The 18,815-nt window shown below is 63.5% G+C and carries 17 protein-coding genes; 9 read left to right on the top strand and 8 right to left on the bottom strand.

The window, feature by feature from the left end:
• Window positions 1-41 precede the first annotated feature (41 nt).
• From P5205_00795 to msrA, 7 genes are all read left to right on the top strand, one after another.
• On the top strand, window positions 42-1,598 hold the full coding sequence (locus tag P5205_00795) for an APC family permease (protein ID HSA08888.1): 1,557 nt from the start codon (window positions 42-44) through the stop codon (window positions 1,596-1,598).
• A gap of 188 nt (window positions 1,599-1,786) precedes the next feature.
• Complete coding sequence (gene rpsU / locus P5205_00790; protein ID HSA08887.1) at window positions 1,787-1,984, top strand: 30S ribosomal protein S21; 198 nt, start codon at window positions 1,787-1,789, stop codon at window positions 1,982-1,984.
• Between the two features lie 136 nt (window positions 1,985-2,120).
• Window positions 2,121-3,035, top strand: coding sequence for a sugar phosphate isomerase/epimerase (locus P5205_00785; GenBank protein ID HSA08886.1), 915 nt, complete (start codon window positions 2,121-2,123; stop codon window positions 3,033-3,035).
• Window positions 3,036-3,071: 36 nt separating this feature from the next.
• A complete protein-coding gene (locus P5205_00780; protein HSA08885.1) occupies window positions 3,072-4,457 on the top strand; it encodes a CCA tRNA nucleotidyltransferase in 1,386 nt (461 codons plus the stop codon).
• Window positions 4,458-4,513: 56 nt separating this feature from the next.
• Window positions 4,514-6,982, top strand: coding sequence for a carboxy terminal-processing peptidase (locus P5205_00775; GenBank protein ID HSA08884.1), 2,469 nt, complete (start codon window positions 4,514-4,516; stop codon window positions 6,980-6,982).
• Window positions 6,983-7,047: 65 nt separating this feature from the next.
• On the top strand, window positions 7,048-7,638 hold the full coding sequence (locus P5205_00770; protein ID HSA08883.1) for a hypothetical protein: 591 nt from the start codon (window positions 7,048-7,050) through the stop codon (window positions 7,636-7,638).
• Window positions 7,639-7,934: 296 nt separating this feature from the next.
• Window positions 7,935-8,477 carry a peptide-methionine (S)-S-oxide reductase MsrA gene (gene msrA, locus P5205_00765; GenBank protein HSA08882.1) on the top strand — a complete coding sequence of 181 codons (543 nt, stop codon included), beginning with the start codon at window positions 7,935-7,937 and terminating at the stop codon, window positions 8,475-8,477.
• A gap of 77 nt (window positions 8,478-8,554) precedes the next feature.
• Here msrA and gap read toward each other — a convergent pair whose 3' ends face one another.
• The gene (gene gap, locus P5205_00760) at window positions 8,555-9,604 is read right to left on the bottom strand and encodes a type I glyceraldehyde-3-phosphate dehydrogenase (protein HSA08881.1); all 1,050 of its coding nucleotides are present in this window, start codon (window positions 9,602-9,604) and stop codon (window positions 8,555-8,557) included.
• 93 nt (window positions 9,605-9,697) lie between these two features.
• Here gap and P5205_00755 point away from each other — a divergent pair, with 93 nt between their 5' ends.
• A complete protein-coding gene (locus P5205_00755; GenBank protein HSA08880.1) occupies window positions 9,698-10,540 on the top strand; it encodes a glycoside hydrolase family 16 protein in 843 nt (280 codons plus the stop codon).
• Between the two features lie 13 nt (window positions 10,541-10,553).
• On the opposite strand, the gene ahcY is transcribed toward P5205_00755, so the two are convergent.
• Together ahcY and metK are read right to left on the bottom strand one after the other, a co-directional pair.
• Window positions 10,554-11,996, bottom strand: a complete 1,443-nt coding sequence (ahcY, locus tag P5205_00750; protein ID HSA08879.1) for an adenosylhomocysteinase — start codon at window positions 11,994-11,996, stop codon at window positions 10,554-10,556.
• Window positions 11,997-12,033: 37 nt separating this feature from the next.
• A complete protein-coding gene (metK, locus tag P5205_00745) occupies window positions 12,034-13,281 on the bottom strand; it encodes a methionine adenosyltransferase (GenBank protein ID HSA08878.1) in 1,248 nt (415 codons plus the stop codon).
• Window positions 13,282-13,388: 107 nt separating this feature from the next.
• Here metK and P5205_00740 point away from each other — a divergent pair, with 107 nt between their 5' ends.
• Window positions 13,389-14,318, top strand: a complete 930-nt coding sequence (locus P5205_00740) for a metalloregulator ArsR/SmtB family transcription factor (GenBank protein ID HSA08877.1) — start codon at window positions 13,389-13,391, stop codon at window positions 14,316-14,318.
• Between the two features lie 396 nt (window positions 14,319-14,714).
• On the opposite strand, the gene P5205_00735 is transcribed toward P5205_00740, so the two are convergent.
• From P5205_00735 to rfbA, 5 genes are read right to left on the bottom strand one after another with little or no spacing between them, the layout of a single operon-like run.
• The gene (locus P5205_00735) at window positions 14,715-15,371 is read right to left on the bottom strand and encodes a CDP-alcohol phosphatidyltransferase family protein (GenBank protein HSA08876.1); all 657 of its coding nucleotides are present in this window, start codon (window positions 15,369-15,371) and stop codon (window positions 14,715-14,717) included.
• A gap of 24 nt (window positions 15,372-15,395) precedes the next feature.
• Window positions 15,396-16,451 (bottom strand): dTDP-glucose 4,6-dehydratase, encoded by a 1,056-nt coding sequence (gene rfbB, locus P5205_00730; protein ID HSA08875.1) that lies wholly within the window; start codon window positions 16,449-16,451, stop codon window positions 15,396-15,398.
• The gene (rfbD, locus tag P5205_00725; protein HSA08874.1) at window positions 16,448-17,332 is read right to left on the bottom strand and encodes a dTDP-4-dehydrorhamnose reductase; all 885 of its coding nucleotides are present in this window, start codon (window positions 17,330-17,332) and stop codon (window positions 16,448-16,450) included. The genes rfbB and rfbD overlap by 4 nt, the downstream gene beginning before the upstream one ends.
• The gene (gene rfbC / locus P5205_00720) at window positions 17,329-17,877 is read right to left on the bottom strand and encodes a dTDP-4-dehydrorhamnose 3,5-epimerase (GenBank protein ID HSA08873.1); all 549 of its coding nucleotides are present in this window, start codon (window positions 17,875-17,877) and stop codon (window positions 17,329-17,331) included. Before rfbC ends, rfbD begins: the two co-directional genes overlap by 4 nt.
• Window positions 17,874-18,779 carry a glucose-1-phosphate thymidylyltransferase RfbA gene (gene rfbA, locus P5205_00715; protein ID HSA08872.1) on the bottom strand — a complete coding sequence of 302 codons (906 nt, stop codon included), beginning with the start codon at window positions 18,777-18,779 and terminating at the stop codon, window positions 17,874-17,876. Before rfbA ends, rfbC begins: the two co-directional genes overlap by 4 nt.
• Window positions 18,780-18,815 lie beyond the last annotated feature (36 nt).

The raw sequence follows: 18,815 nt of genomic DNA, 5'->3' as shown, positions 1-18,815 counted from the left end.
CGGGCAGCGGGCTGCCGCAGAGCGGCCCGGAAATGACGACCATGCAAAGCACGACACCCTCGCCTGAGAAGAACTTCCTGAAGGGCCTTGGCCTGCTGGACTCGACCATGCTCGTCGCCGGCTCCATGATCGGCTCGGGCATCTTCATCGTCTCGGCCGACATCGCCCGCCAGGTCGGCTCCGCCGGCGGGCTGCTGGCAGTGTGGCTGGTCACCGGGCTCCTGACCGTCAGCGCGGCGCTTTGCTACGGCGAGCTGGCCGCCATGATGCCGCGTGCCGGCGGCCAATACATCTACCTCCGCGAGGCTTACAGTCCGCTCTGGGGCTTCCTTTACGGCTGGACGTTGTTCCTCGTGATCCAGACCGGCACCATTGCCGCCGTCGCCGTGGCCTTCGCCCGCTTCTTCGGCGTCGTGGCCCCGGCCATCTCGCCCACGGCCTGGATCGTCCCGCCCATCAATCTCTCGGCCAACTACGCCCTGAGCCTCTCCACGCAGCAGCTCGCCGCCATCCTGATCATCGTGCTGCTCAGCTACATCAACTCGCGCGGCCTGCGCATCGGCAAGCTCATCCAGAACTTCTTCACCTCCACCAAAACCCTATGCCTCATCGCCCTGATCCTCATCGGCCTGCTCCTGGCGCGCGATCCGGACGCCATTAAAGCCAACTTCAGCGACCTGTGGACGCCCCGCGGCGTAACCCCCGTCAACGCGGACCTGCCCTTCATCGCCACCGTCTCCGCCGCCGGCGGCGCTTTCGGCCTGCTGATCGCGTTTTGCGTCGCCCAGGTCGGCTCGCTCTTCTCCTCGGACGCCTGGCACAACATCACCTTCACCGCCGCCGAGGTGAAAGACCCCCGCCGCCAAATACCGCTCTCCCTGGCTGCGGGCACCGGCCTGGTGATCACCCTCTACCTGCTGGCCAACCTGGCTTACCTCTGTCTGCTGCCGCTGGATCGGATTCAGAATGCCCCCGACGACCGCGTCGCCACCGCCGCCATGGAAACGGTCTTCAGCGGCGCCGGCCCGGCGATTATGGCGGTGGCGATCATGGTCGCCACCTTCGGCTGCAACAACGGCCTCATCCTGGCGGGCGCCCGCGTCTACTACGCCATGGCCCGGGACGGCCTGTTCTTCAAAGCCGCCGGCAGGCTCAACGACCGCAGCGTACCCGGCATCGGGCTGGCCCTGCAATGCCTCTGGGCCTGCCTGCTCATGCTGCCGCGCACCCGCCTGCGCGACGCCGCCGGCGCGCCCCGGCTCGACCCCCTCACCGGCGCCGAGCATTACGGCAACCTCTACAGCAACCTCCTCGACTACGTCGTGTTCGCCGTCCTTATCTTCTACACGCTGACCATCTGCGGCCTGTTCGTCCTCCGCCGCAAACGGCCGGCAGCCCCGCGTCCCTATCGCGCCTTCGGCTACCCTATTGTCCCCGCCCTCTACGTCCTCACCGCCGGCACCATCCTGCTGGTGCTGCTGCTCTACAAGACGCAAACGACCTGGCCCGGCCTGCTGCTCGTGCTGGCCGGCCTGCCGGTCTATTTCCTCTGGCGCCGCCCAGCCCACGAACAGCCGGCCCCCACCCGCGACGAGTAACCACTCGCCATCCCGGCTAAACGGCGCACTCAATGTAGGGCAGGCGTCCACGCCTGCCCAGCATCTCGAGTGCAATTGCCGTTGACAAAGGGCCGCCGGCCAATATGCTTTGCCGCCTGACCAATTGGGAGCCCCGGCCATGAAGGCCAGGCGCGTCCCAGGGTTCTTGGAGAGGAAGTGAGAGAGTTTTGACCGAGATTAAACTTAGAAAGGGCGAGTCAGTGGACAAAGCGCTGCGGCGGCTGAAAAAGAAGCTGGACCGCGAAGGCACTTTGCGGACCGTGCGCAGCCATCGGCATTTCGAAAAGCCGAGCGAGAAGCGCCGGCGCAAAGAGAAGGCAGCGCGGTTTTCCGCCATGCTCAGCGCCCGCTACGCGGATATGTGATCATCGGGCTGCCGGAGCCGGCACGGCATGACGCCGCCGCCCCCGGCCAGCTCAACAACGGAGTGTGGGAGTGTTGGAGTGATGGAGCGCCGCAACGCGGCATGACTCCAGAAACCCAACACTCCGTTTGGTCTGTATGTATTCCCTTTCCACCTGCTGGAATTCGCATCGCCACACCGATGGCCGCGCCATGCTGCGCGAAATCCGCGACCTCGGCTTCGCGTTCGCCGAACTGAGCCACGGCATCCGCATCAGCCTGCTCCCCGGCATCCTCGAGGCCGTGGAAGCGGGTGAAATCCGCATCTCCAGCCTACACAACTTCTGCCCCCTGCCGATGGGCGTCACTTTTCCAGCGCCCAACCTCTACCAGTTCTCGGCCGACCGGCAGCGCGAACGCGAGCTGGCCCAGCGTTACACCCTCAAGACCATCGAGTTCGCCGGCCGCGTCCAGGCCCCCCTCGTCGTGCTCCACTGCGGCAGCATTGACATGAAAAATTACACCGACAAGCTGCTCGAGCTGGTCGTGCGCCGAGAAAAGGCGCCCGAGAAATATGCCAAACTCTGCGCGGAAGCCGACCAGAAGCGCGAAGCCAAGAAGGGCCCCTTCGTCGAGCGGCTCCATGAAGCCCTGAAAGCGATCCTCCCGGCCGCCGAGGCGCAGGGCATCAAGCTCGGCCTCGAAAACCGCCAGTCGCTCGAGGAACTGCCGCTCGACAGCGATTTCCAGTTCATCTTCCGGGAGCTGACCAGCCCGGCCCTGGTCTATTGGCACGACACCGGCCACGGCCAAATCAAGGAGAACCTGGGCTTCATCCACCACGCCATGCATGTCGAATCGCTGCGCGAACGCCTCTTCGGGTTCCACATCCACGACGTCCAATTCCCCGGGCGCGACCACCAGGCGCCCGGAACCGGCACGCTGGATTTCGCCGCGCTCAAGCCCTTTGTCCGGCCGGAGCATATCAAGGTGTTCGAGTTCAGCCCCAACCTGACGGCCGAAGAGGTCAAACGCGGGGCCGGCTACGTCCGGAAGCTCTGGGGCGAGGAATAGGCGGGCGCACTGGCGGAACCTGGGGAATCAACGGACATGAGCGCGCACCCAGCCAAACCTCCGCAAGCGACCGCCCTGGCCATTGTCCGCCGGCTGCAGCACGCCGGGTTCTCCGCGTTCTGGGTCGGCGGTTGCGTCCGCGACTTCCTCCTCGGACGGGAACCAGGCGACTACGACATCGCCTCCTCCGCCCGGCCGGAACAGATCGAGAAGCTGTTCCGGCGCACGATTCCGGTCGGGCGCAAGTTCGGCGTCATGGTGGTCGTCGAGAGCCGACGCCAGTTCGAGGTCGCCACCTTCCGCGCCGAAGCCGACTACCAGGACGGCCGGCGCCCTGGACGCGTCACCTTCGGCGACGCGATGGCCGACGCCCGCCGCCGGGATTTTACCGTCAACGGCTTGTTCTACGACCCGGTCGCCAGACAGTTGCACGATTGGGTTGGCGGCGAGGCGGACCTGCGCGCCCGTATCATCCGCACCATCGGCGCGCCGGCAGAGCGCTTTGCCGAAGACCACCTGCGCCTGCTGCGCGCGGTGCGCTTCGCCGCCCAGCTCGACTTCACCATCCAGCCGGAGACCTTCGCCGCCCTGAAAGCCACCGCGCCCAAAATCAAGACCACCAGCGCCGAGCGCATCCGCGAGGAATTGGTCAAGCTGTTTTGCCCGCCGCACGCCGCGCGCGGACTGGAGCTGCTCCGGGAAAGTGGTTTACTCGAACAGGTGCTCCCGGAGATCGCCGCCACCGTCACTTGCGAGCAGTCGCCCGATTACCATCCCGAGGGCACCGTCTTTAACCACCTCCGCCTGATGCTGCAGCATCTGCCGGCCCAGCCCGACCCGCTCCTGCCCTGGGCGGTCCTGCTCCATGATGTTGCCAAGCCCCTGACTGCCGCGCCGGACCCCAAAACGGGCTCCATCCACTTCTACGGCCACGAGAAGGTCGGCGCCGAAATGGCCGCGGAAATCCTGAAACGCCTCCGCTTCCCGCGCAAGCACCTCGAGCAGGTCGTCCAGGCGGTGCGCCATCACATGCAGTTCAAGGACGCCCTGGAGATGCGCAAGTCCACCTTGCGCCGGTTGATCCTGCGCCCGACCTTTCCGCTCGAACTGGCGCTCCACCGGCTCGACTGCCTCGGCTCCCATGGCGGTCTGACGGTCCATGACTACCTGCTCGCCCAGGCCCGGGAACTGGAGCACCAGCCCCAACTCCTCCCGCCGCTCCTGACAGGCCACGACCTGATTGCCCTGGGCATGAAGCCCGGCCCGGCCCTGGGCGCCCTGCTGGCGGAGATACGCGAAAAGCAGTTGCAGGAAGAGCTCAAAACCAGGGCCGAAGCGCGCCAATGGGCCAGGAAGCGTCTGGCCAGGGCCGCAGGCGGCAGGACCGCTATGGGGCCGCGGGCGGGTGCGCGATCAAGGTGAAGAGTTCTTGCCCTGTCGCGTCTAAGGTATGCTATCATTAAGCATCTTAGAGAATCATGATGATTGAACGTCTTGCCCTCAGAAGCCTGCTCCTGAGCCTTTGCCTGGTGTCGCCGCTGAGCGCGGTTGACGCGATGGCCCGCTCCACCGATGCGGATCGCTCTCTCCTCTTCACCAACACCTTTACCGACGTCCAACCCGGCCCTGCCGATGGCCATATCGCCGCCGTCACCGCCCACATCCTTACCAATCACCACTACCTCAAGAAGCCTTTTGATGCTTCGGTCTCCAGCCAGTTCCTCGACCGCTACCTGGAAACACTCGATCCGCGGCATCTCCATTTCACCCGCGGCGACCTGGCCGAGTTCGAGCGATACCGGACCAACCTCAACCGCCTGACCATGCCCGGCCGCCGCCCGGCCGACACCACCCCCGCCTGCGAGATCTTCAACCGGTTCAGGGAACGGCTGGCGCAACGCACCGCCTATGCCGATGAGTTGCTCAAGCACGAGAAGTTCACCTTTGACACCGACGAACGGGTGATCCTCAACCGCAAGGAGTTGCCCTATCCCGCCGACCTCGACGAGGCGAAGAAGCTCTGGCGCGAGTGGTTGCGCTTCGAGTACTTGCAGGAACTGCTTGGCAAAATTGGCGCCCGGAAGAAGAACCTCGCCGACGCGGCAAAGAAAGGCGCGGCCAAAGCTGAAACCGATCCGCAGGCCAAGCCAAGGCTGGCGCAACTGCCTGAAACGCCGGCCACCGCCTCTACCAACCAGGCCAGCGCCACGGCGCCCAAGAAGACCGATCAGGAAGAAATCATCGAAACGCTCAGCCACCGCTACCACCGCAACCTGCGCTTCTTCACTGATTGGAACAACGACGATGTCCTCCAGGTCTATCTCACCGCGCTCGCCCGGGTGTATGACCCGCATTCGGATTACCTCGGCCGCGCGCAACTGGAACAATTCTCCATCGGCATGAACCTCAGCCTGTTCGGCATCGGGGCGGAATTGGTCTCGGACGACGGCTACTGCAAGATTCGCCGGCTGCTGCCGGGCGGTCCGGCCATCAAGAGCAAGCTCATCAAGGAAAACGACCGCATTGTGGCGGTGGCCCAGGGCGACCAGCCGCCCGTGGACGTCGTGGACATGAGCCTGAACAAGGCCGTGCAGCTCATTCGCGGTCCCAAGGGCACCGAGGTGCGCCTCACGATCATCCCGGCCGGGGCGGAGAATTCCACCCGCACCATCGTCAGCCTCATCCGTGATGAGATCCCGCTGGAAGAACAGGCCGCAAAAGCCAAGATCATAGAAATGCCTGATCGCCGCGGCGAGACTCTGCGAATTGGGGTTATTGACCTGCCGTCCTTCTACGCCACTTTTGACACCTCCCCCTCCAAGGTCAAACCGGAACCGAAAAGCACCACCGCCGACGTCGCGAAACTGCTCGACAAACTGAAAAAGGAAAACGTCGCCGGCATCATTCTCGACCTGCGCCGCAACGGCGGCGGCTCCCTCGAAGAGGCCATCAAGCTGACGGGCGTGTTCATCAAGACCGGCCCTGTCGTCCAGGTCCGCGAAACCGACGGCACGGTGGAGCGAGCCGACGACACCGACCCAACGGTGCTTTATGACGGGCCGCTGGTGGTGCTCACCAGCCGCCACAGCGCGTCCGCCTCCGAGATTCTGGCCGGGGCCCTGCAGGACTATGGCCGCGCGTTGATCATCGGCGAGGCCGCGACCCACGGCAAAGGCACGGTCCAAAGCGTGAACCAGTTGCGCCATTTCATCCAGAACGCGAACCGGTCGCTGACCAATGATCCGGGCGCGCTCAAGCTGACCATCAAGAAGTTCTTCCGGCCCAGCGGCGCGTCCACACAGTTGAAGGGCGTCGTCCCGAATATCATTCTGCCCTCGGTGGCCAACGAATCGAAGGAAATCGGCGAAGCCGCCCTCGACAATCCTCTGCCCTGGGACACCATCCGGGGCGCGCGGTTCGATCACCTCAATCTCGTCGAACCGTATCTGACTGAGCTCCGCAAACGCTCCGAGGAACGTGTCGCCGCGGAGAAGGAGTTCGACTACGTGCGCGAGGACATCGCCCTGTTCAAAAAGCAGCTGGCGGACAAGAGCATATCGCTCAACGAGAAACAGCGGCTCAAGGAGCAGGAGGAAGCCGAAGCGCGCCAGAAATCGCGGGATGCGGAACGCCGGGCGCGCCCGGAGCGCCCGGAGAAAGTCTATGAGCTGACGCTCAAGCAGGCCTCCCTGCCGGGACTGCCGCCACCGGTCGCCAAAACCAATGCCACCGTGGCCAAACTCTCCGGTTCTGCCGACTCCGGGTTCTCAGGCGCCGGCACAAATGCAGCCGCCGCCGCACCCGCCCCGCTCGATTCGGACAGTCCCGACGAGGCCGACGCCGAACAGGCGCAGGCGCCGGACGCGCCGCTGGCGGAGGCTGAACAAATCCTGGTGGATTATCTTTCGCTGCTGCCCAAAGGGAACCTGGTAACGGCAGGGCATTGACCGCCCCGGGGAACGTTGACAAAACCCACGCGGGGTCGCAGTGTAGTCGTGCGGCACATGAACTTATGAAACTACCCCTTGTAATGCTCGGCGTGGCCACCTGCCTGACCGCCAGCGCGCTCGCCGGCCCCGAGAGCGTCCTCAAGCGGGCCAGGGAAACGCGCGACCAGAACAACGTCCGACAGGCCGTGCCTTCGCCGGCCCAACCCGCGCAGGCAGCACAGCCCAACAAGCCGGCGATGCCGGCCGTGCCATCGGCACCTTCGAGCCTGCTGCTGAAGAACCTCGCCAAGGTGCGCACCGACCTGGCCGCCATTCAGGCCAATTCCACGTTGTCGCCCGGGCAGAAGCTGCAGCTCACCACAAACCTCCTCGCCTGCGCACAGGGACCCGGCAAGCCTTCGCAGGCCACAGTCGCCGCCCTGACCGATAGCCTGACGGCTGCTTTTGTGCAGAAACCTCTGCCGGATACCAGCCGCAACCGGCTGGTTTCAGACCTCGCCGCGGTACTCAACCCGGCGAAGATCCCGCCTGGCCGAATGCAAGCTATCTACGACGACATCCAGGCCATCTTCCAGGCCAATGGCATGGCGCGCAACGACGCCGTGAAGATCGTGGATCAAGTCAAAGCCGTCGGCGCCGAGATCCAAAAGTAGGCGGGCTGCCGCGGAGGGGTGCCCCCTCGAGCGCGCTGGCTGCACTGGCAATTTGCCTGAATTCGGACCGGCAAAGCCCCTGGCTCGAACAGCCCGCCGCCGATTCGCCCTGGACGGAAATATGTGCGAGGTTTCCCTTGCTGATGAGTAGAAAGAGACCGCATCAACCTCGAACGCGGCAGCGCCCGCGAGCCAGGGACTTCGCGTTGGGGTTCCCGGCTTTCGGACTTGTGGTGTCAATTTCCATAGCCTGCCTGCTCGCCAGCGCAAGCGCGGGACTGGCCCAAACGAAGACTATGAACAGCTCAACCAATTCCACTGAAATCGCCACGCTGGGCGGCGGCTGCTTTTGGTGCACCGAGGCGGTGTTTCAGATGCTCCCCGGCGTCAGGTCCGTCACCAGTGGTTATGCGGGCGGCACGAAGCACAATCCCACCTACAAGGAGGTTTGCGCCGGCACCACCGGCCATGCCGAGGTCATCCAGGTTGAATACGATCCCAAGGCCCTCTCGTACGAATCGCTGCTGGAGGCCTTCTGGGAGGCGCACGATCCGACCACGCTCAACCGCCAGGGCGCGGACCAGGGCACCCAGTATCGCTCCATTATTCTCTACTCCAGCGAGGCCCAAAAGGCGGTCGCGGAGAAGTCAAAGGCCGAGGCGCAAAAGCGTTTCATCCGGCCGGTGGTCACGGAGATTGTCCCGCTCGGGAAGTTCTACAAAGCGGAGGATTACCACCAGGATTACTACCGCGAGAACCCGAACCAGCCCTACTGCCGCGTGGTCATCCGGCCGAAGGTGGAGAAGTTCGGGCGGAAGCTGAGCGGGGCGAGGCACTGATCTCGCCCCCGGCGATCGCCCTAAAAAGAACGGCGGCCCGTTGCCAGGCCGCCGTCCCCAACCAACCAATAGAAGAGTTAAATCCCCTTTTGGATCATGTACTTGAGCAGGTCCGACACGCGGCAGCTATAGCCCCATTCGTTGTCGTACCAGCTTACCAGCTTGAAGAAGCGCTTGTTCAGCTCGATGCCGGCGCCTTTATCGAAGATGGAGGAGGCTTTGCAATGGATGAAGTCCGAGCTGACCACTTCGTCCTCGGTGTATTCGAGGATGCCCTTGAGATAAGTCTCGCTGGCCTTCTTCATCGCCGCGCAGATCTCCGCGTAGCTGGTCTCTTTGACCGTCCGGACCGTGAGGTCCACGACCGAGACGGTGGGGGTCGGCACGCGGAAGGCCATGCCGGTCAGCTTGCCTTTGACCTCGGGCAACACCAGGCCCACGGCCTTGGCGGCGCCGGTGGTCGAGGGGATGAGGTTCAGCGCCGCGGTGCGGCCGCCTTTCCAGTCCTTCTTGCTCGGGCCGTCCACGGTCTTCTGTGTGGCGGTATAGGAGTGCACGGTGGTCATGAGCCCCTCTTCAACGCCGAAGCCTTCCTTGAGCAGCACATGGACGATGGGCGCCAGGCAGTTGGTGGTGCAGGAGGCGTTGGACAGGACATGGTGGACCTTCGGGTCGTATTTGCCTTCGTTGACGCCCATCACGATGGTCGGGCAATCGCCCTTGGCGGGGGCGGTGATGACGACCTTCTTCGCGCCGGCGGCCAAGTGGCCCTTGGCCTTCTCGACATCCGTGAACAGGCCGGTGGACTCGATGACCACGTCCACGCCCAGCTCCTTCCAGGGCAACTGGGAGGGATCCTTGGCGCTGACCACCTTCATCTTCTGGCCGTTGACGACGAGCACATCGGCGTCCGGTTTGTCCGCGGCGGATTTCTCCGAGCCGACCGTGCCGTTGAAACGGCCCTGAATGGAATCGTATTTCAGGAGATACGCGAGGTTGTCGGCCGGCACGATATCGCCGACGGCGACCACCTGGACGTCTTTCCCGACCAGACCTTGTTCGACCATCGCCCGGTAAACCAGGCGACCAATGCGGCCGAACCCATTAATTGCAACTTTTACTGCCATAGTTCGATTTCAGTTGTGAATTTAAATTGAGCCTTCCATGCTACCTGCTCCAGGCGCGGGGTCAACGAAGAAACGCAAGCAGCCAACGCAAACATGAGCAAACCCTTATTAGCCATCGTATTTTGTCTAACCGTCCTCGCCACCGGCGTCGCCGCCGAAGAGAAGGCGTCCCCGCCAAAGGGCTGGAAACTGGTTTGGCGGGACGAGTTCAACGGCAGGAAGCTGAACCCGAAGAAGTGGAATGTGCTGCTCCGGGAGCGCAGCAAGCACAACGAATTGCAGTACTACGTGCCGGACGAGGTTTACCTGGAAAACGGCTGTCTGCGCCTGCGGAGCCGGGTCAGGGATTATGGCGCCATGCATTACACCAGCGGCCGGGTGGATACCCGGGGCAAGCTCGCGCCGGTTTACGGGCGGTTCGAGATCCGCGCCCGGCTGCCCGGCGGCAAGGGCCTCTGGCCGGCCCATTGGCTCTACCCGCAGAATCGCGATTGGCCGATGGAACGGCTGATGGCGGAAGCGGTCGCCAACGGCAACGAACGGCTGATCCCGGAAGCGCGGCCCTGGTATAGCGAGATAGACATCATGGAGTTCCTTGGGCACGAGCCGAACATCGTTTACGGCACGCTCCATTACCACACGTTCGAGGGCCAGAAGAAGACCAGCTCGGTGACGTGGAAAGCGGACACCGACTTCTCAAAATACTTTCACGTTTATGCCCTGGAATGGCAGCCGGATATGCTGCGCTGGTTCCTGGACGGCCGGCTCATCCATACGACGACGAACGGCATCCCCCACACCCCCCATTACCTGATCCTGAACACAGCCGTCGGCGGCCAATGGCCGGGCAACCCCGACGCCACCACCACCTTCCCCCAGTTCCACGATATTGATTACGTCCGTGTTTACCAGCGGGACGGGTACTTCAGCCGCTGAGGGATTGCCCGGGCTAGTATCGGTAGTGATCGGGCTTGTAGGGGCCTTCGATGGGCACGCCGATGTAGTCGGCCTGCTTGCGGGTTAGCTTGGTCAGTTTCACCCCGATCTTCTCCAGGTGCAAACGGGCGACTTCTTCGTCGAGCTTCTTGGACAGGCGATAGACCGCCGGTTTGTACTTGTCGCGGTTGCTCCAGAGGTCGAGCTGCGCCAGGACCTGGTTGGTGAAGGAGTTGGACATGACGAAGCTGGGATGGCCTTCGGCGCACCCGAGGTTGACCAGGCGGCCCTCGGCCAGCAGGTAGATGCTCCGGTCGCCCGGCAGGTCGTAACGGTCCACCTGGGGCTTGATGGTCACCCGCGAAACCCCTTTGGCGGTGTTGAGCCGGTCCACCTGGATCTCGTTGTCGAAGTGGCCAATGTTGCAGACGATGGCCTGGTCTTTCATCTTGAGCATGTGCTCCAGGGTGATGACGTCGCGGTTGCCGGTGCAGGTGACGTAGATGTCCGCCTCGCCCAGGGTGTCTTCAGTGGTTTTGACTTCAAACCCTTCCATGGCGGCCTGCAAGGCGTTGATCGGGTCAATCTCGGTCACGATCACGCGCGCGCCAAAGCCGCGCAGGCTGTGCGCGCTGCCTTTGCCGACGTCGCCGTAGCCGCAGACGCAAGCGGTCTTGCCGGCGATCATGACGCCGAGCGCCCGTTTCAGGCCGTCGGCGAGTGATTCGCGGCAGCCATAGAGGTTGTCGAACTTGGACTTGGTAACGGAGTCGTTGACGTTGATGGCCGGCACCAGCAGCTTGCCGGCTTCGAGCATCTGGTAGAGACGATGGACGCCGGTGGTGGTTTCCTCGCTGACGCCCTTCCATTCCTTGACGATCCGGGTGAACCAGCCGGGGCGCTCCTTGGCGCAGCGCCGGAGGAGTTTCTTGATGACCTCCTCCTCGTGGCTGCCGCTCGGGGTGTTGACCCAATCGCTGCCGTGTTCCATCTCATAGCCTTTGTGGAGCAACAGGGTGGCGTCGCCGCCATCGTCCACGATCAGTTCGGGCCCTTTGCCGCCCGGGTGAGTCAGCGCGGCCAGCGTGAAATCCCAGTAATCTTCCAGCGATTCGCCTTTGAAGGCGAAGACGGGCACCCCGGCCTTGGCAATCGCGGCCGCCGCCTGGTCCTGGGTGCTGAAGATATTGCAGCTCGCCCAGCGCACCGAAGCCCCCAGCTCGACCAGGGTCTCGATCAGCACCGCCGTTTCAATGGTCATGTGGAGCGAGCCGGTCACGCGGACGCCCTTGAGCGGTTTGGTGGCGCCGTACTTCTCGCGCACGGACATCAGGCCGGGCATTTCCTGCTCGGCTACCGAGATTTCCTTGCGGCCCCATTCGGCAAGGGTGAGGTCTTTGATTTTGTAGTCGCTCGATGCGCGCGCTTTGCCGTTAGTCTTGGTCAAGGTTGGCATAATGCTTGATCGTTGGTGATTGTGTATCAGTAACAGGTTACGCGCGGGCTGACCGGCGCTTGAGCAGCGTCTCCGCCTTCTTCAGTGCGGCAGCCGAAACGGCCGGCACGCCATTAACCGCCGCCTTGCGCAGCGCGGCCGTTTTGTCAGTCTTCTCCCAGGTGATGTCGGGGTCATTCTTGCCGAAGTGGCCGTAGTTGGTGGTCTTCAAGTAGATGGGGCGCAGCAGGTTGAGCTGCTTGATGATCGCCGCCGGCTTGAAGCTGAATACCTCGGCCACGGCGCGCTCCAACTGCTCGTCGCTCACCACGCCCGTGCCGAAGGTGTCGATGCTGACAGAAACCGGGTCGGGGTAGCCGATGGCGTAGGCGAACTGAATCTCCGCGCTCGTGGCCAGGCCCGAGGCGACGATGTTCTTGGCCACGTAGCGGCCCATGTAGGCCGCGCTGCGGTCCACCTTCGAGGGGTCCTTGCCGCTGAAGCAGCCGCCGCCGTGCCGCCCCATCCCGCCGTAGCTGTCCACGATGATCTTGCGCCCGGTCAGCCCGGTGTCGCCCTGCGGGCCGCCGACCACGAACCGGCCGGTCGGGTTGATGAGGTAGGTCGTCTTTTTGTCCAGCAGGCGCGCCGGGAGAACCTTCTTCACAATCTCCTCGATGATGAAGCGCTCGATGGTCCGGTGATTCACGTCCGACGAGTGCTGCGTGGATACCACCACGTTGGTGATGCGCACCGGCTGATCGTCGACGTACTGCACCGAGACCTGGCTTTTGGCGTCGGGCCGCAGCCATTTGACCGCGCCGGTTTTGCGAATGCGGGTCAGCTCGCGCCCCAGCTGGTGGGCGAACATGATCGGCGCCGGCATCAGCTCGGGGGTTTCGTTGGTCGCGTAGCCGAACATCAAACCCTGGTCGCCCGCTCCTTGCTCGGCGGTCTTCTTGCCCTCGGCGGCGCGCGCGTCAACCCCCTGCTTGATGTCGGGGCTTTGCGAGGTGATGGCGTTCACGATCAGCACCCGGTCCGCGTGGAAGACGTCGTCGTCGTGCGTGTAGCCGATGTCGCGGATGGTTGCGCGGGCAATGGCATTGAAATCCAGCTTTGCCCGGGTGGTGATTTCCCCGCCCACCACGACCAGGTTGCTTTTGGCGTAGGTCTCGCAGGCCACGCGGCTGCGCGGGTCTTGCGCCAGGCAGGCGTCCAGCACCGCGTCGGAAATGGTATCGCAGACTTTGTCCGGGTGGCCCTCGCCGACGGACTCGGAAGAAAAGATGTAGTTCTTGCTCATTGAATTATGAAATATCGGGCGTTGCTAAAGTGTCATATTGACGTATCAGGATAGGATGATATATCATGATGGCAGGTAGTCAACAGTTGTTTCTCAGAATTAGCGCAATGTCGGCCACTTTGAAATATCTGCGGGCCTTGTCCGATGCCACGCGCCTGCGCATCGTGGCGTTACTGGACAAGGACGAACTGTCGGTCAACGAGCTCCAAGAGGTCACCCGCATGGGGCAGTCGCGCATCTCGACGCACCTGGGTCTGTTGCAGGACTCGTGCCTGGTGCAGTCACGGCGGGAGGGCAAGCGCACGTTCTACAAACTCAGCCCGCCGGCGAACGCCGCCGCGGGCGAATTCATACAACTGGCGATTCGGGGAGCCCGCGAGCTGCCGGAGCACGGGGACGATCAGATCAATTTGAAGCGGATTCTGGGCCGCCGGCGGGAGCAGGCGCAGGTTTACTTCAACCAGGTGGCTGGGCGGTTCGACCGCGTCTATGGGCCGGGCCGGTCCTGGCAGGCGTTCGGGCACCTGTTGCTGCGGATTCTGCCGCCCCTGACCGTGGCGGATCTGGGTTCCGGGGAAGGGCTGCTGAGCGAGTTGTTGGCCCGCCGCTGCCGGAAGGTGATTGCGGTGGATAACTCGGAGAAGATCGTCGCTTTTGGCGCCGCCAAGGCGAAGAAGAACAACTTGAAGAACCTCGAATTCCGCCTGGGCGATCTGCAGAACCCGCCGGTAGAGGCAGGCAGCGTGGACCTGGTGATTCTCAGCCAGGCCTTGCACCACGCGCAGGATCCGGCCAAAGCGGTCTCCAGCGCCTACCGCATGCTGAAACCCGGCGGGCAGATTATGATTCTCGACCTTGCCCGGCATAATTTTGAGCGCGCCCACGAGTTTTACGGCGACCGGTGGCTGGGATTTGCCGAGAGTGACCTGCACCGCTGGCTCGAGGCCGCCGGCTTCAAACGCATCGAAATCAGCGTCGTCGCCCGCGAAGAACAGCCCCCCCACTTCGAAACCGTGCTGGCGGGCGGACAGAAGTAGCGCGGATTTTCAGGACACACCCTGCCAGATCACCCAAACCTGGGGCCAGGGTGTGCCAAGTTGGCGCATTCCCGTGGCAAATCAGGCGAAGTGGCTTCGGAATTGCGCTCTCAGGGCGCAGCCCCTGCCACCTGGCAAGACCGATAGGGACGAAATCGGGTCGGTTTTTCGGATTTCTCGTAAGTGCAATAATATCAGTCCGTTGCGCCAACGGCGCCCGGCGATGTCAAGGCTGTATCCACGGTGTGGATCCAGTGTGGATACGGTGAGGATATGGTGAGGATGCCTTGGTGGCACGGGTTAATTTCGGGCAATGGCGAGTTGCGAGAGCGGCTCAGCGGCTTGGCGTGTGGGTGGCTTCTGTGCGCCCAGACAATGATCGCGATATGCCTTGGGTCAGTCGCCTGGCGGCTTGTCCTCGTCCGGGAGGCGCAGTTCGGTCCGGAGCGCGGGCCAGTAGTGCAGGGTGTAAACCCCGATGGAGATTAGGTTGATGACCACGCTTAGGCCCTCCAGCCCGTAGACCACCGGTTCCGGGAACTGCAGGCGCCAGCCGACCGGGGCCTGGAGGAAGTAGTAGATCACGCAGATGGTGGGGAACGAGATGAGCGTGCGCGCCTTGCCCGACCAGTTGGCCTTGGCGCTGAGGTTGTGAAGGGCGCCCAGGGACCGCAGGAATGAGACCCACTGGTCGCGCAGCAGGAACAGGATGGCCAGCACCAGCAAAGCGCTCGCGTGGGCGTGCTGGCCTACGCGAGCCGCCAGGTAGATCAGCGTGGGAAACGTGGTCAGGTAGAACACTTTGTCTATCATCGGGTCGGCATAGCTGCCGAGGCGGGAGGTGACCTGGAACTTGCGGGCGAAGTAGCCGTCGAACAGGTCGGTGACCGCCGAGAGGATCATCGCGGCAAACGCGACAATGAACCAGAGCTCCGAGAGGGGGTGGCCGCAGAAAACGCTGACGGCCAGGAATAGAAAGATCAGCGGCGCCCGCACCAGCGTTAGCGCCTGGACGAAGTAGAACTTCCAATGGCGCCCGGGGCTAGAGGCCATAGGCTGTTACCGGGTTGGTATGAATCATGGCTGCGGTTTCAGGACCGAGCGGACCCAGTCCTGATTGTCGAGGTACCAGCGCACGGTTTCGCGGATGCCTTCCTCGAACTTGTGGGCGGGGACCCAGCCCAGGTCCTGTTTGATTTTGGCGGCGTCAATGGCGTAGCGGCGGTCGTGGCCCGGGCGGTCCTTGACGAAGGTGATCAGCTTGCGGGAGCTGCCGCCGAGCTGCGGGGCCATTTCGTCAATGAGATCGCAAATCAGTTGCACGATGTTCAGGTTCGCCCACTCGTTGTGGCCGCCGATGTTGTAGGTTTCACCGGCGCGTCCGCGCGTCAGCACGAGCCACAATGCCTCCGCGTGGTCGCGCACGTAGAGCCAGTCGCGCACGTTCATGCCGTCGCCATAGACGGGAACGGGTTTGCGGGTGAGCACACTTTGGATGACCACGGGGATAAGCTTTTCGGGGAATTGGAAAGGTCCGTAGTTGTTCGAGCAATTCGTGATGACAGTCTCCAGGCCGTAGGTGTGGTGATAGGCCCGCACGAGCATGTCGCTGGAGGCCTTGCTGGCCGAGTAAGGCGAGTTGGGCGCGTAGGGGGTGGTCTCGGTGAAGAAGCCAACCGGCCCCAGGCTGCCATAGACTTCGTCGGTGGAGACATGGTGGAAGCGAGCTGCGCGAGGCGCGGGGCCTGGGGCGGGGTTCAGCCACGTGGCGCGGCAGGCTTCCAGGAGGTTGAAGGTGCCAACGACGTTGGTGTGCACGAAGTCGCCGGGGCCCGTAATGGAGCGGTCCACGTGCGACTCGGCGGCCAGGTGCATGACGTGGGTGATGCCGTGCCGCTGCACAACCTCCAGCACGGCGGCCTTGTCCCGCAGGTCCACCTTCTCGAAGGCGTACTTCGGATGCGTGGCAATGGCGGCGAGGTTTTCCAAACGCCCGGCGTAAGTGAGGCAATCGAGGTTGACCAGCCGGTCCACCTCGGGCCGGCCAATGACGTGGTGGATGAGATTGGAGCCGATGAAGCCGGCTCCGCCAGTGATCAGTAAGTTCATTGTTTCCGGGTTGTCGGTTATCAGGCCTCCAGCACCTGCTTCAAGCTTTCCTCCCAGTGCGGCAGGCGCAGGCCAAAGGTGCGCACCAGCTTGTCGCAGGCCAGCGCTGAGCAGGCCGGGCGCCTGGCGGGTGTCGGATACTCCGCGGTCGGAATGGCTTCGACGGACGAGCATTTCCTGCCGTCAGTTGGCATCAGGTTAACAATGGCCTGGGCGAAGCCGTGCCAACTGGTGATGCCCGACGAGGCCAGGTGGTAGGTTCCGGTGAAAGCGCTCCAGTCGCGCGCCGCCAGCCCCTGCTTCAGCGCCAGCGCCGTCGTCTCCGCGATCATCCGCGACCACGTCGGGCAGCCGGCCTGGTCGCTCACGACGCGCAGTTTCTCGCGCTCGCGGGCCAGGCGCATGATGGTGAGCAGGAAGTTCTGGCCCCGCGCCCCATAGACCCAGCACAGCCTGAAGATCAAGTGCGCGCCGCCGACGGCGCGGACGGCTTCGTCCCCGGCCAGCTTGGTGCGGCCATAGACCCCCAGCGGGTTGGGCGCATCGGTCTCGATGTAAGGCGCGGTTTTGGTGCCGTCAAAGACGTAGTCGGTTGAGTAGTGCACCAGGAGCGCCCTCGATTTCGCGGCTTCTTCCGCCAGGATGCCCGGGGCCACACCGTTGATGCTCATCGCCTTATCCGGCTCCGACTCGGCCTTGTCCACGGCGGTGTAGGCCGCGGCATTGATGACGATGTTGGGGCGGCTCTCGCGCACCCATCGGCGGATGGAGTCGGCCTTGGTGAGGTCAATTTCCGGAAAGTCCACACCGGTGACGCGGGCCAGGGGCGCCAGAGTGCGGCGCAGTTCCCAGCCGACCTGGCCGACCTTGCCGACAAGCAGAATGTGTGGCAGCTCTGCGGTCATGCAAAGAGGCGTTGGGGCGGCACCTCGCGCAGGCGCAGGCCCTTGGCGTCGCGCTCCGAGATGAGCGGCTCCTTCGATGGCCAGGCGATGCCGATGTCCGGGTCGTCCCACCGGATGGCCAGCTCATCGCCCGGCGAGTAGAACTCGGTGCACTTGTAATGGAACAGCGCGGTCTCGCTCAGCACCAGGAAGCCATGCGCGAATCCAGGCGGGACGTAGAACTGGCGCTTGCTCTCGGCGCTGAGCACCAGGCCGTGCCACTTGCCGAAGGTCGGCGAGCTGCGCCGGAGATCCACTGCCACGTCGAACACTTCGCCCTGGAGCACCTGGAGCAGTTTGCCCTGCGGATTTGGGTTCTGGCAGTGCAGCCCGCGGAGGATGCCCCGGCGCGAGAACGAGACGTTGTCCTGCACGAAATCCGCATCCAGCCCCGCTTCGCGATAGCGGCGCCGGTTCCAGGTTTCCAGAAAGAAGCCCCGCGCGTCGCCGTGCACCTTGGGTTCAAGCACCAGCAGCCCCGCAATATCGCAGGTTAAGACCTTCACTGGTTATCCGCCTCCGGGTTGGACTGCCGGCCCAACCGCTTCGCCTCCGCGATCACCTCGACCAGGTATTCGCGATACTCGCATTTGGGCATCTCTGCCGACAAGGCTTCGAGCCGATCCAACGGCAGGAAGCCGCGCCGGAACGCCGCCTCCTCCGGGCAGCCGATCTTGATGCCGGCGCGCTTCTCGATTGTCTGCACGTAGGCCGAGGCTTCGTGGAGGCTGCTGCTGGTGCCGGCGTCCAGCCAGGCGAACCCGCGGCTGAGCCGGTGCACGTGCAGTTGCTTGCGCCGCAAAAATTCGACGTTCACATCGGTGATCTCCAGCTCGCCGCGCGCCGACGGCTTCAGGTTCCGGGTGATCGTCACCACGCTATTGTCGTAAAGATAGAGGCCGGGGACGGCGTAGTTGCTCTTGGGTTGCCTGGGCTTTTCCTCGATGGAAATCGCCTGGCCGCTGGCGTCGAATTCCACCACGCCGTAGCGTTCGGGGTCGTTCACGTGGTAGCCGAAGATGGTCGCGCCCCCCTTGAACTCGGCGAAAGCCCGGTAAAAGCTGTCACCGCCGTAGAACACATTGTCGCCGAGGATCAGCGTGACGGCGTCCTTCCCGATGAAACTCTCGGCAATCAGAAAGGCCTGGGCGATGCCCTCTGGCTTGGGCTGCTCGCGGTAGTCAATGGTCAGTCCCCACGCGCTGCCATCCCCCAGCAACTGGCGGAAGCGAGGCAAATCCTGCGGCGTTGAGATAAGGCAGAACTCCCGGACGCCGCCTTCGACGAGCGTCGTCAAGGGATAATACACCATCGGTTTGTCATAGACCGGCTGGAGTTGTTTGCTCGCCACCAGGGTGAGCGGGAACAGCCTCGAGCCGGCTCCGCCGGCCAGGATAATGCCTTTCATCAGTTTATGAAAATAGGTCAAGCGCCCCGGATTGCA

The organism is Candidatus Paceibacterota bacterium (genome assembly GCA_035452965.1).
Classification (GTDB): domain Bacteria; phylum Verrucomicrobiota; class Verrucomicrobiia; order Limisphaerales; family UBA8199; genus UBA8199.
Note: the sequence above shows the minus strand (reverse complement) of the source record. Positions and strands in the feature narration are given on the sequence as shown.